We start from the raw sequence: 14,998 nt of genomic DNA on the forward strand, positions 1-14,998 counted from the left end.
TAACCAGGAAAAGCCCTTAGTTGTTAACAATTCACGCCAATTATTCACCTGCAATACGAGTAGTTTATGTTAGAAACATCAATCAATTTAATTAATTCCCTTTTATGGGAGACCGTACTTATCTATGGATTAGTCGGCGCCGGTATCTTTTTCACTTTACGTTTGGGCTTTATTCAAATATCCCACTTTGGTCACGCCATTGGCTTGATGAAAATTAGTCGTCATGGCGCTAAAGATGGCCTGTCTTCATTTCAAGTATTTTGTACCAGTATGGCTGCCCGTGTAGGCGCAGGTAATATGGCTGGTGTTGCCGTGGCATTAACCACAGGTGGCCCAGGCGCCATTTTTTGGATGTGGCTTATTGCCTTTTTAGGCATGGCAACTTCCATGGTTGAATCTACCCTTGCGCAAGTATTTAAAGTAAAAGATGAAGAAGGCCAATTTCGTGGTGGGCCCTCTTATTACATGGATAAAGGCTTAGGCCAAAAGTGGATGGGCTATTTATTCGCTGTACTACTAATTATTGCCTTTGGTCTGGTATTTAATGCAGTGCAAGCCAATACCATTACCGGTGCCATGAGCGCAGTATTTGACTTTGATGCCACTGTAGTTGGCATTGTTATCTCGATAGCCAGTGGTTTGGTGATAATGGGAGGACTGAAAAAAGTAGCTAAAGTGTCTGAGGTTTTAGTACCTATTATGGCGTTAGCTTACTTGGCTGTTGCCACTGTCGTGGTATTGATGAATATCGAAAGATTACCCGGTGTCTTTAGCCTGATTATCAATAGTGCTTTTGGTTGGCAAGAAGCCGCTAGTGGTGGTGTCGCTTTTGCGATTGCACAAGCAATGAAAGCTGGTATCGCTCGTGGTTTATTCTCGAACGAAGCGGGCATGGGTAGCGCAGCCAATATAGCGGCAAGTGCGACCCCTAATCCTAATCATCCTGCTTCACAGGGATTCATTCAAATGTTTGGTGTTTTTGTCGATACCTTAGTTATTTGTACTGCCACTGCCGCAATAATTGTGCTCGCCGGTGATACGGGTAATGCTGGAGATGGTATTGCTATTACCATTGCTGCCCTAGATTTTCACGTTGGTGCTTGGGGCGGCGCGTTTATCGCTGGTTCAATCATTCTATTCTGCTTTACCTCAATTATTGCTAATTACAGTTATGCGGAAACAAACATTATGTTTCTCTCGAACAACAAAACCACCTTTGTACCGCTGTTTCGTTGTTGCGTCGTTGCTATGGTAATGTTTGGCGCTATCGCAAAAATAGATATCGTTTGGGCACTTGCTGATGCTTCTATGGGGCTGATGGCATTAGTAAATTTAATCGCATTGTTACTGCTATCAAATATTGCTATCAAGGTAATTAAGCATTACAAATCGCAGTGTAAAGCAGGTATTGAACCAAACTTTGTTGCGGCTGACTTTCCTGAATTGAAGGGTAAAACTGAAGACGGGATTTGGAAGTAACTCTTTTACAATAATGCCTGATTGCATTAGAGCCTGTTTGCCGTAGTTATATCCATTGCAGTAATAAAGCGACTATCACCCATTGGTAATAGTCGCATAATTGCTGCTAAAATTGCTAGAAATGCTAGAACTGCTAAAAGCGTTATTTATCTAACGGTGCAGCCATTTGATCTAATGGCTGTATTTTAATTTTTCTTCTACCGCCGAGTTCAGAGTAAAGCATACCGGCAATGATTAACCCTGCACCAAACCAGCCATTAACACCAAGATGTTCGCCTAATATGAAGAATGCTGCGATATGAGCAAAGATAGGCTCTAATGCAAAAACAAGGGCGACTTTGTGTGGTTCAAGTAAACGTTGACTGGAAGTTTGTGCCCAATAGGCAAACGCGCTCGCTAAAATACTTGAGTAAAGTATTGCGGCCCAAACATCGGCATTTGAGAGTTGTTCAATAAACGGCGGATAGCTTTCATTAATATTCGCCAATGCTTCATAACTTGCAGCCACAGTACTGTATAAAGCAACGGCTGATAATTGAATGATACTTAACGAAATAACGGCAAATCGTCCACCATATCTTGCCATTAACGTAATGTGAGCGGCATAACAAACTGCGCTGATAGCGACGAGTACATCACCTTGGTTGAATTCCATTTTATCGCCCATGGTTAAAAAATATAACCCGATGGTGGCTGCGACAACACTCGCCCAAACTTCTATACCTACTTTAGTTTTAAAGAGTATAAAGCCGAAAATAGGGACTAAAGGAACACATAAACCGGTAATAAAGCCGGTATTAGATACGCTGGTATAAATCATGCCTTGGGTTTGAAGAGCAAAGCCTAAAAATAATAACAAACCTAAACCAAAACCGACTTTAAGTAGTTCTGCTACGGTGTAATCAACTTCAGATTTTTCTGGCTTTTTTTGCAAAAAATACAAAGGTAATAATGCTAGTGCCGCAATACCAAAACGAAAAGCGTTGAAGGTGTTAACAGGCATAATATCAATGGCGCCATCAACCACAACAAAGCCGACGCCCCAAATAAGATTGACCATCACTAAAGCCCATAATGCGGAATTAGCCGTACGAATTGTCATTGATTTACCTTTTAGATTATTAATTTTGGCGCATTATAACGTTACTTATTGTTAACGCCATTAAAACAAATCTTATATGTCGAATTTAAGCGACAAATTCGACTTTACCGCTGCCCTGGTAAACTAAAAATGTCAGTGGTGGTGCGGTAAAATTTCTCTCTGGAATTTTCGGTCAAAAAGTACGGCGCTTATTAAATACGGTCTTACTCTGTTATTTTATTACCGTTGTTTTATTTACCCGTACTTTTTTTATACCAACGGATCAGCTCTTTTTGATCTGCCGGGGGCTCTGCTCCATCAGTTACCTTACTCATGGCTTGCTCTGCTAGTATTTTTTCTGCTTTTTCTTCAATTTTTTCAAGCATACGGTAAAAAAGCGTGCACTCTTCATCATCAAGCACACTTTCAAGCTCGTCTGCTCTTTCATTCATCGCTTGAGTGACTTGATGATATAACTTAATGCCTTGTTCGTTTAGCACTAAGTATTTTATATTTCGGCTGTGTTCGTCAGGCTGTATATCAATTAAATTTTTCTTTTGCAGTGCTTTTACCGCTCGACTGACGTTGTAAGAGTCAATGCGAGATTGATAAGCAATATCCGCTGCTTTAATTGGCATGTATGAGCCAATATTTAATAAGACTCGCATTTCTCGTGGCTCTAAATCGCAAAGCTCTCGAATTTTCCAATCGCGGTTCAACGCTAATAAATTACTGACAACCGCAATACGAAAAGGTAAGTGATTATTTAAATCTAACTGTGGCGTTATTTTATTAGACAGCTTAAAAGCTTTATTACGTGCTGAGGGACTAATAATATTTCCTAAAGTTATTGTTTACTTAAGATTATTTAATCATAAATATTGTAGCCTCGCTATAGGCTTAAACCACTTACCCAATAAATATTTTATACCCATTACGCTTCAAGCTGCATCTTGAGGTGTGATGGGTATATACCTGTCTAATGAGTTTATACGATTCATTAGTATCACGTTGTTGCTCTGTTATTGATTAACTTATGAGCATTAAACTGGTGCATAATTCAAACAACAATAGATGTTGCATATGCATTATCTATTGTATATATTGAAAATAGAATAATAATCAACCAGCAGGATCACCCTATGCCTTTAGTAAAGCCGTTAGCAACAGATGAAAATGAAGAAGTGGCAGAACTCGCCAAGTTTTTTAATGAAACATTAGGTTTTTGCCCCAACAGTGTATTAACCATGCAACGCCGACCAGCAATTGCCAAAGCCTTTATTAATTTAAACATGGCAGTGATGGCTAATGATGGTAGCGTAACGGCAGAGCAAAAGCGCCTTATAGGTTATATTACTAGTGCACATACTGGCTGTAGGTATTGTGAAGCTCATACCATTTTGGCGGCTGAACGTTATGGCGGCACCGATGAGCGCTTAGACAACATTTGGACGTTTAGAGAAAGTACTTTATACACTGAAGCTGAAAAAGCTGCCTTTGAATTTGCGCTTGCCGCGTCAAGTATTCCTAATGCCGTTGATGATATTATTAGTGCAAATTTGCATGAATATTGGGATGAAGGTGAGATAGTTGAAATATTAGGTGTAATTTCTTTATTTGGTTACCTAAACCGCTGGAATGATTCCATGGGCACCACGATGGAGACAGGTGCAGTTGACGCCGGCGAGCGACTATTGGAAAAAAACACAACGTGGACACGCGGTAAACACGTATAAGTTGGTCACTGAATCGCTGACTTAATTACTGACAGAACAACAATGTATTGAGTAGTTTTATCGATAAATATTTACCGATAAAACTACTCAAATAAATAACTGTAAATTTACCTCTACAAGTATTTTCAATTTTTTATCGAAAAATCATTCCAATTACCTATCGTTCCTTTTATGTTAACTGCATAAATTTTTGTACAGAGATACATCACCGTGATAATAAATAAAACAATCGGTAGCATGCTAATCATTGCTGGCACAACTATTGGCGCAGGAATGTTAGCATTACCTATCGCCTCTTCTGGCTTAGGTTTTTTAACCGCCATGGTCATATTATTCTTTGCTTGGTGCTTAATGACTTATACCGCCTTGCTCACGTTAGAGTTGCATCAGCACGCACCACCTAACGCCACATTAAACACATTGGCAAAAAATATACTCGGTAAAAAAGGTCAGGTCATCGCTAATTTTTCTATGATTTTTCTTTTTTATTCTCTTTGCGCCGCCTATATCGCCGGTGGTGGTGGTCAATTACAGTTAATGCTTTCTAACTGGAGTACGGTAGAAATTCCGCCACAAACTGGCGCCGTTGCTTTTGCACTATTATTTGGCTCTATTATTACCTTAGGCGCAGGTACCGTTGATAAAATTAACCGGGTTTTGTTTATTATAAAAATAATTGCATTAACGAGTGTGTTTTATATATTAACGCCTCATATTCAAGGCGAATATTTACTTAACATGCCAATACAACAAGGGCTAATAATCTCAGCTATCCCGGTGATAGTAACGTCTTTTGGCTTCCATGGCTCTATTCCTTCTATTGTGAAATATATGGGTGTTAACATCCAATCACTACGTAAAGTGATGATTATTGGCGCGTCTATGCCGTTAGTTATCTATTTATTTTGGCAAATTGTTAGCCAAGGGGTTATCAGTCAGCAAAACCTTTATGACAGCCAAGGACTCGATGGTTTTATCGCCAGTTTATCGTCTTTACTGCAAAGCTCTGCCATCGCTAACACCTTAACCATTTTTGCTAACTTAGCACTGGCGACTTCTTTTTTGGGTGTTAGTTTAGGTTTATTCGACTTTTTCAGTGACGTGCTCAACAAAGGCGACTCTAACAAAGACAGGTTGATTACCGCATTCGTTACTTTTACACCACCTTTGGGTTTCGCGTTATTTTACCCTCAAGGTTTTATCATGGCGTTGGGATATGCAGCTATCGCACTGGTAATTTTGGCGATATTCTTACCCGTTTTAATGGTATGGAAGCAACGAAGAAAAACACTCGATACTGTGCACCAGTCTGGCGTTCAGATGTATCAAGTGAGGGGCGGAAAAGTAGCATTATCTACAGCGGCGGTATTAGGTGTGTTTATTATTAGCGCACAATTTATGCAAATGCTTGGCATGGTGCCAGTAATACACTAACTTACAGATATTTAATTACGTACCTGAGTCCTGTGAATAGCTACGTAATTTTTTACTTTTAGATTTTACCCTTCAGACTGTGAAATTAACTCAAGGGTTTTAGCAAATAATCTAGGTTCGTCAATTTGAGCTAACATTGCATTATCTGGCAAACAATCAGGATCGATATAATCGACAAAATCGCCAGCTGAATCAAACACTAAAATGTCTAACGCTAACCTGTCCATGCCGTATAAACCACGGTGGATCATGTCAGCAGAAAAAACTAACAAGTCGCCCGCCGCTAACTTAATTTTTTTACCAGTAGAGAGGCTTTCATTACTGAGTCTGCCCTTTTCTTCTTGGCGAACATTAAATTCTTCTTCACTGTCCCAGCGCTTATGTGTACCGGGTACTAACTCCATACCGAGTTCGTCAAATAAAGGTACGCGCAGGTGCACTACTTGTGTCTCATGAATCACTATTTTTTGCACATCAATGTCATGATCATACTGACAATCTCGGTGCCAAAAATCTTTAAGCTCGGGGTTTATAGGGTTGAAAAATAATTGGGTATTCATAAACGCAGGGTTATTTTTTATCACGGCGTCGACAATAGTCATCACTTTTTTTGAGCTGATAAAGTTAAAAAGCTTTACCCTGTCATCAGATTCTAAGTATTCGCTGCCGGTAATTAAAGACGAGTTGAACGCCACTTCTTTATAGAATTCAGCGTTGTCTTTTTTCCATAACTGGTGAAACTTTAAGACAACTTCTCTAAGGGATGCAATTTCAGCTTCAGTAAAATAGTCTCTAATAACAAAGTAACCTTGCTCCTGGTAATCATCATTCAACTTGCCACTATTTAACTGGTCACTATTCAACTTACTACAGTTGAGTTCACTTAGATTGCTTACCATTACTACCCATTAACTCCACTTTTTCTATCTTAATAACAACAAACAATGACACTTGCTTAGGTTTACAAAGCAGGTATTTACCGCCACTGAGGGCGTGCGCTTATTTTACCGCCCGCAACTATTCATGGCAACAACACAGCTATGTTTGATTATAAAAACATTGCACTAAATCAATAATTACATTGCTGTCAGTAAGCCAATAAATAATTTTTACCCATAAAAAAAGCTCTCTACCAAGTAGAGAGCTTTTTAATTTCGTTAAACGTCGTCTAACGCCGCTTAACGGTAGGCTTTATGTAAATTAGATTAACTTCTACTAATTACGGTAGTAGCCATTACAATTTTTTACTGATGTTTATTGTTGGTGCTGTCGGATCAGGCCCTGCAACGGTAACCACATACACGCCGTCATCAACAATAGTAAAACTCAAATTACCGCCTCCTTGTAGTAAAATTAACGGAGAGTCTAGGGTAATCACGTCAACATCCGCCGGCGCACCTAGATTGAATGTTGACCAATCACCATCAGCAATTTTAAACTCATAATCACCAGCGGTTAAGTTTACTTCCACGGAATAACTACTTAAACCATCATAACTAAGCGTATCAACAGCACCCCAACTATTCATGCTTCCACGAATATAAACTGGTGTAGCGCCAAACATTTCAGCAGCATAAATACTTAATGTAGGTTCAGCTAAATTAGAGGCATCAAACACAAAAGTGTAATCTCCATCTGCAGCAAAAGTCATATTGAAGTTATCACCACTACCAGATAACAATAACTGATTTTCACCTTCAGTAATTTCCATATCATCAGCTGGGGCGCCCATATCTACCGTAGTCCAATCAGCTGAGGCTACTTTAAAGCTAGGTGTTGAAGCACTAATAGTAATGGTGGCTTGATACTTACCGTCACCCACGTAAATTAATGGATTATCTTCACCCCAACTATTCATGTCACCACGAATAAATACCGGTATGCCAACAAACGGTTCTTCATTTTCTACCAATAAAGTAGGTGCGCTGGTATTAGAGGCATCAAGGGTAAAGATGTAAACACCGTCAAGGGCAATAGTAATACTTAAGTTGTCGCCACCAGCTAATAAGCTAAAGTTTTGATCTTCTAATACTTCATTACTAGCGCCTGAAGCACCTAAGTTAATACTTGATGACCAATCAAAATCTGCCACCTTAAAACCATAAGATCCTGCAGCAAGGGTAATTTTAGCTTGGTAAATTCCGTCGCCAATATAGCTAAAGGCATCATCCGGATTCCAACCATTCATATCACCACGAACATAAGCCACAGTATCGCCATAAGGTACTACATCTGGCGCGCCGGCAGTCGCATAAGCAGAAAGACCAACATCTTGTGATTCGCCCTGAACTTTAACAAAAACAGCGGTAGTTAACGCTGGAACCGTAAAGCTACCTTCACCGGTACCTTGCTCAAAGCTTGCGCTAGCAACAGTGCCATCAACTGAAGCAGCTAATAAAGGATGTAAAGTAAAGCCACTTGCTGACGTGATAGTATGTGTGTGCTCACTATCACTACCATTTACCACAACCACTACGGCGTCGTAATTTGGGTCAATATCTGTCAGGTTTGTGCCATCATCAATGCTCATCACAATCAAACCTTGGGTTTGATTTTTGCCAACATTATGAAAACCAACACGGTTAATAATATCTGTCGCCGTGGTTAACCTAAATAATGGGCTGTTTGAACGAATTGATAAAAATTCATTGAACACATTTGATGCAAATAATATATCAGTCAGTGCAACAGAGCTTGATGAACTAGAGGCTAAATTAACTAATTCAGCCTCAGTTCGACCACCTTTATCTAGCGGTAAACCTTTATTCCAGTTATTTAACTCAAAAGTGAAATCAACTAGGTTATACCAATCACCTGCATCATAAGTATTTCTGTCTAACGACTTAGAACGAAGGAAATCACCACCCATTTGTAAAAATGGAATACCTTGCGATAACAATACGATTGCTTGAGAAATATTTTGTGCGCGAACACGTTCGCTGTTATCCATTTCAGGGCTTAAGTTAAATTGTAAGTTGTCCCATAAAGTTTCGTTATCATGTTTTGAAACATAGTTAATAATATCTGCAGGGTCTTTAGCATACATACCCGATGCGCTACCGAGTACGTCAGTCCCCTTAAACGTTTTCAATACATAATCAGTTAACGTACCAGCCATACCAAATTTAACAATGTCTTGTTGCTCAAACGGATAATCTGAATCACTTTTGTTGTTAAATAACGTAGCATTACGAATACCGTCACGAAGTCGATCGTTATAAGTAGCAATTTCAGTACCTGCCATATTTTCTTGGTCTGCACGTTCAAAACCACGAGCGTCTTTGTACCAGCCTTCACCATAAAAATGATTGTCAGCGTCAATCGCTTGAATAGCATCACGCGCAGCTAACATCTGCGCTTTAGAGCCTTGGCTCATAATATCGAAACGGAATCCGTCGAACTGGTATTGCTGTGTCCACTGCTTTAACGAGTCAACCATCAACTTGTCCATCATGCGATGTTCAAGTGCAGTATCACTACAACAGGTGCCATTTAGAACGGCGCCAGTAGTAACATCACGGCTGTGATAGTAGCCTGGTACAAACTTATCAAGTACCGAGTTATCCCATAAACCAGAAGAATTAGTATGGTTATAAACAACATCTAACACCACTCGCAAACCAATGTCATGCAGCGATTTTATCATTGCGCGCATTTCTTTGATTCGGCTTACACCGTCTGGGTTTGACGCATAACTACCGTCAGGCACATTAAAGTGTTTAGGATCGTAGCCCCAGTTAAAGCTATCGTGATCATTCATCGCTTCAGTGAGTAAAGCTGCTTCGTTTGAAAAAGGAATATAACTTTCAAAAACAGAGCGCAATGTTTGATCATCAATTCCTTGATAACAAGGCGGAGCCTTAAAGTTTAATTTACATAATGCTAAGACCGTACTATCCAAATCAATAAGTTTATCTGCATCTTCCTCAATCGTGGCAATGTCATTGGCTGGCAGCATATGAAAATGCGTTAAACCGTTAGCCACTAACTTTTGTAAATGCTGCATAGGTGCAGACTCAGTTTCAGTAAACGCTAAGAACTTACCTCTGTTTTCAACGGAAGTACTTTCATCTAGCGCACTAAAATCACGAATATGTCCTTCATAAATAACCGCATCTTCATAGTTTTCAATGGTTGATACTACATGACCATCCCAGCCTTCAGGCTGTAAGTCTTCATCAGATAAATTAACAAACTGAGAATACTCACCATTGGTTGATAAACTTAACGAATAAGGGTCTGTGCTTTCAATTTCTTCAATAGCTTTATTTTGTGGATGATAAATCGTTAACGCTAAACGATAAAATTGACGGTCAAGACTTGCATCACCAGCATAACTCCAAATACCTGTCATTGAGTCTTCAGTCATATCATGACTTGAAACCATTTCTTTGGCTGTATTGTAAACATTCAGCGTAAGGTTTTGCGCAGTTGGCGACCACACCGAAACGTTAATGGCTCCGTTGTCGTATACAACACCTAACGTTGCTTCATCAGCATCCATTTCGCCGTTGGTATAAAGATCGTCGAGTACTAAATCAGCTTGAACATAAGTCGCAGCAACCGCTACGCCTTCTGCGTTATAGCCAACTAGAACCGATTGGTTTTTAGTGATGGCTTTTGCTTCTTCAACAGTCCAACTGGCTGTAAATGCAGGCCAGTCAGCAACTAAAGGCGCAGCCGATTTTTGTTCGTCGGTTAAATCAACTTCTGTTAATTCAACAACGGTTCCAGTGATAACGTCTTCATTATCTTCACTAGCACCAATATCAGCAGTTGCTGAATGGTGTAATTTTACCGAGGTTACCTGCTCAAAATTTACATTCCAGGCAAAGGTATTGCTATCAATCCAGTGCGCGGCAAAACCAGTTATCGCTAACGGTTGCTTACCCAATGAAACAACCGGGTATTCAAAAATAGACGCGACACCTGAAAAGGTAAAGTTCATACGTTGGTATGTTTCATCATCTTGTAACAGTGGCATTTTAAAGTCACCGCCACCAAATTCTTTGCCTGCGTCATCAGTACCTTTATGAATAATCATATGACCACATTCATTGTGATCCTCTTTAAGGTTTACTAACCAATACGCGCCGTACACTGGATCAACACCGGTATGTGCTAAGCCATTATCCCAAGAAGGCGCTAATGAATCGTCAGCATAAGCGTCACATTCAGCACTGTTCCAATTATGCATTTTGTAGTCGTTGTATTCACCGTCTGCACGGTTATAAAACAACAACGCCTGATTTTCGCCAGCAAAAATTACTGGTTGAGGTGCCGCTGGGTCGATACCAACAACACAGCTTTCATTTAATGCATCTGGCACTGTTGGCACAGGACATTCAATAGGCTCTGGCGCAACACAACTTGTGCCCAAAGCATCAGAAACCATTGGCACATCACAACTAAGGAGTACTTCACCTGGCTCGGTAGACTCTGAGCCTCCACACGCGACAAGTACTATTGATACAGATGCTAAGACGACAATTCTTAACACCGATTTTTGACTAAACATAACTTTTACTCCAAATATATAATTGGCGAGTTAATGCAGAAATTAGTACCCGATTTATTACCGGACCCTTCACCGAAATGAATACCGAAAAGAACTCCGCAATGAACTCCGCAATGAAAACGGAAATTATTAGATTCTTTTTATGTGAATAGTTAATTTTATTCATTTTTAATAACTCCTGACTCGTAAATTCTGGCTAATAACTTCTGGTTAATAACTCACTCTAACTGGCGCTATAACGCGTAGGTCATACCTAAAAAGAATTGACGACCAAAGTACTGAATGGTGCCTGTTTGGCTTTGAACGCCAAAGTAACTTTTAGTCGGTTCGTCGGTTAAGTTGTTCACCTGAAAAACCATGCCTAAATTCTCAGTAACTTGATAAGAAGCCTGGTAATCAATCACCAATTCGTCATCGTAATTAACAGTTTGTGCTTCTACAGCAACTTGCTCTGACACAAACTCATCTCTATAACGCGCACTGATACGTGTTTCAAAACCTTGATAGCCCCAAAAAAGCGTGGTTTGTAAAACATTTTCAGATAAGCCCGGCAATGAAATAGGTAAATCTTGCTGTCCTAATTGTGAAATTTGTTGAATTTCACTTTTGGTATGTGAGTAACTTGTCGTAAGACCTAAGCCAGACCAGAAATCAGGTAAGAATGAAAAAACTTGGGTGTAACTTACTTCAAGCCCTTTTATATAACCGCCTTTATCATCGTTGAACGCCGTTTCAAAATTACCGTTACGAATTTCTAATGGCACACCGCTTAATGGGTCAATATATTCGTCAGGTACGATTAAACCATTACCCTCAAAGTCATATTCACTGATGGTTTGCGTAACAATACCTGCCGATTCTATGTCTTTATAGAAAAGCGCAAAAACAAAGTTACCATCAGATTCGGTAAAGTATCGCTCATAAGAAAGGTCATATTGATTAGCATAAAACGGCTTTAAATTAGGACTGTTTTTAGCGTTACCACTGATTTCAGCATACGTACCACTGTCAGTTGTCACCGTATTAATATTCACACTACTGTTGGAAGCTAGTCGGTCAATATTAGGACGACTCATCACTTTAGCCGCAGCAAAACGTATTTGGTCATCTGGGGTTATATGAAAGTTTAAATTCATTTGAGGCAAGTAATCAGTGTAAGTATTAGTGATAATACCCGGTGCATACTTTTGATTAACTAGCCCAGCGTCATCAGTAATAAACTGTGCGCCTAATTCGGAATTTGCTCGAACAATAACATTGCCATCTTCATCAACAGTATCTTGTCCGTAAGCATCTTTTACCGCAGTTTCACCAACATCTTGTAACGAAGTTGACGCTTGCTTGGTTCTCACAATGCGAACACCAAAGTTACCTGTTACCGGAACATTGCCAATTTCCATGTCAATATTTGCCATGACATAAGCCGCGAAAATATCTTCAAATACCTGCCCACTTTCTTTCATGGTCCAAGCAGTATCCTTACCTAGTGGATCACCATTGATAACGCCACTGGCAGTACTGCCCCACGTTTGAACAGGTTGAGGTACGCCTTCAGGAAACCACGCATTAAGCACTTTGTCTTGATCAAGCGATAAATAGCTTGGATAAGCAGAGAAATCACCCTTCCAGTCAACGACTGTTGCCATATCGTCAGTGATTTTTAACGGCATTTCTTTTGAATTAAAACCACTGTCGCTACCAAATTCAAAAACTGAACGGTCGTTGCTGTATTCTCTTTCAGAATAACGCGCACCAACCTCTACCGATGAAATGTAATCAGTATCAAGGGTGTACTCAAAATCAACTCGAGCAGCAATAACTTCATCCGAATTCACATAAGGATAAATACCGTATTTTGTTACCATGACACGGTTTAAATCAGTTAACGCATCTGCTTGATTTAAGCTAACATCGGGTAAATCTAAGCCATTTAATAAGTAGTTAATTGATACATTATTATCAAACTCTGGCATTGCCGCATTCGCGTCATCAGCAACTAACGACCAAATTAAACCGTTTCTAAAATCACTTGTCGCAGATGAATACGATAAATCTACCGCCATATTAAAGTTGTCAGTGATTTGCCAATCAGCATTTAAGCCAAAACTTTGTACTTCATCAGAATCACTATTGTCATCATTAACAACTTCAACACGTGTTGAACTGTTAGAAGTTCGATTAAACGTACCGCCTACTACCGAGTTGTCGATAATAGTCGCATTACCAATCGCCGCTTGGCTGCCATCAAATTTTACTCGATAACCACGGGCGAATTCTTCTGAATCAAACTTAGAATAAAAGCTATCAAACTTGAGGGTGAAATTTTCAACGGGTTGCCATTCAAGGGTAGCAACAAAACCATCACGGGTTTCTTCACCACCTTTGTGTTGTAGCTCAAAACCTTCACCAACATATTCTTTAGCGAGGTGAATACCCTCTTCTTTGGTTGGTCCATTGGTATCGTCAGTTAATCCGTCTACATCTCTTAATTTACTGTAGTTAAGGCCAACAAACTGTGTAGTCGCAGTAGGTTGAAATAAGCGCGCATATCCAAGTGCAACACCAAAGGTATCATCAGCAAACTTACCTTGGTATGAAACACTAAAACGATGGCCTGTTGAAGTAGCATCAGGCACATCACTGGCTAAATCGTTATACATGCCACGGGCATTTACATTGAACGAATGCTGTTCTGAATTTTTCAACGGACTGGCTGTTTTTAATTCAACCGTACCTGCTACGCCACCTTCAATAAGTGATACTTTTGGTGATTTAAATACTGAGGCTTGTGAAATCAGTTCTGAGGGGTATTGGTCAAATTCAACACTACGCTGCCCGCTGGTTGATACTTGCTCGCGACCATTTAATGTAGTGGATACAAAACCGCCAGACATACCACGAATATTAATTTCAGCGGCTTGCCCACCTGTTCTTACGGCAGATATACCTGGTAAGCGCGTTAAAGCGTCAGCCATTGAAACGTCAGGTAGTGCACCGAGATCATCAGCGGTTATTTGCTCTGATACCGTATCGGCAAAACGTTTCTGATTAATAGACTTAATCAGTGAACGTCTAAAACCAGTCACTTCAATCACTTCAATTGCTGTACTTTCTTTCTCTGCTTCCTTTTTTATCGCGGCAGACTCTGGTGTAGACTCCAACGCTTCTTGAGCATAAAGTCCCCCAGAAGACACCATAAAACCACAGGAAAGCAAGGCTATTGAAAGCTTACTCGGTTTAAATGTACGCATAAATTTTCCCCTCATATTCATCCATGAAATATTATTATTGTCAGTTTTCTAACTGACTTCGTTTTATATTTATTTTCACAATATAAAGGGCGAATTTTTCTTTAGATATGCTTTGCATACGTATTCAAAAATAGGCAAAAAGCACACGATTATTAATAAAATGTAGATAAAGTGACAAGTTAATGCTCAAAAATAAGCCTGCAGCCTATTAATCACGAAGTTTTAGAGGATTATTCATATCGATAAATTGTCACGGGAAAGTTACAAAATACGACCAATTGATTACGTTTGAATACGTATGCAAAATATAGGGATAATTATTAACACGCGATAGTAAAGATAAATTCAGGTTGGGATTAAGTCCGTCATCTTCGAAGTATCTTGTCGAAGATCCATTCCCTTAAAGTCCGTCATCTTCGAAATGTCTTGTCGCAGATTCATTCCCTTAAAGTCCGTCATCTTCGAAGTGTCTTATCGAAGATCCATTCCCTTTAAGCCC

At 39.7% G+C, this 14,998-nt stretch carries 8 protein-coding genes; 3 read left to right on the forward strand and 5 right to left on the reverse strand.

Annotated elements, in window-relative coordinates; translation table 11 throughout:
• Positions 1–66: 66 nt before the first annotated feature.
• A complete protein-coding gene (locus CXF85_RS02305; protein WP_101226916.1) occupies positions 67–1,479 on the forward strand; it encodes an alanine/glycine:cation symporter family protein in 1,413 nt (470 codons plus the stop codon).
• A gap of 142 nt (positions 1,480–1,621) precedes the next feature.
• On the opposite strand, the gene CXF85_RS02310 is transcribed toward CXF85_RS02305, so the two are convergent.
• Complete coding sequence (locus CXF85_RS02310) at positions 1,622–2,581, reverse strand: DMT family transporter (protein ID WP_101226917.1); 960 nt, start codon at positions 2,579–2,581, stop codon at positions 1,622–1,624.
• Positions 2,582–2,811: 230 nt separating this feature from the next.
• On the reverse strand, positions 2,812–3,279 hold the full coding sequence (locus CXF85_RS02315; protein WP_269801146.1) for a MarR family winged helix-turn-helix transcriptional regulator: 468 nt from the start codon (positions 3,277–3,279) through the stop codon (positions 2,812–2,814).
• Between the two features lie 423 nt (positions 3,280–3,702).
• Here CXF85_RS02315 and CXF85_RS02320 point away from each other — a divergent pair, with 423 nt between their 5' ends.
• On the forward strand, positions 3,703–4,296 hold the full coding sequence (locus CXF85_RS02320) for a carboxymuconolactone decarboxylase family protein (protein WP_101226919.1): 594 nt from the start codon (positions 3,703–3,705) through the stop codon (positions 4,294–4,296).
• A gap of 210 nt (positions 4,297–4,506) precedes the next feature.
• Positions 4,507–5,730: an aromatic amino acid transport family protein gene (locus CXF85_RS02325; protein ID WP_101226920.1), complete on the forward strand. Its 1,224-nt coding sequence runs from the start codon at positions 4,507–4,509 to the stop codon at positions 5,728–5,730.
• Between the two features lie 65 nt (positions 5,731–5,795).
• Here CXF85_RS02325 and CXF85_RS02330 read toward each other — a convergent pair whose 3' ends face one another.
• From CXF85_RS02330 to CXF85_RS02340, 3 genes are all read right to left on the reverse strand, one after another.
• Complete coding sequence (locus CXF85_RS02330; RefSeq protein ID WP_101226921.1) at positions 5,796–6,629, reverse strand: phytanoyl-CoA dioxygenase family protein; 834 nt, start codon at positions 6,627–6,629, stop codon at positions 5,796–5,798.
• A 335-nt stretch (positions 6,630–6,964) separates the two neighbouring features.
• Positions 6,965–11,248 (reverse strand): alpha-1,6-glucosidase domain-containing protein, encoded by a 4,284-nt coding sequence (locus tag CXF85_RS02335; RefSeq protein WP_101226922.1) that lies wholly within the window; start codon positions 11,246–11,248, stop codon positions 6,965–6,967.
• Between the two features lie 233 nt (positions 11,249–11,481).
• Positions 11,482–14,499, reverse strand: coding sequence for a TonB-dependent receptor (locus CXF85_RS02340; protein ID WP_101226923.1), 3,018 nt, complete (start codon positions 14,497–14,499; stop codon positions 11,482–11,484).
• Between the last annotated feature and the right edge of the window lie 499 nt (positions 14,500–14,998).

This window comes from Colwellia sp. 75C3, assembly GCF_002836255.1.
Classification (GTDB): Bacteria; Pseudomonadota; Gammaproteobacteria; order Enterobacterales; family Alteromonadaceae; genus Colwellia.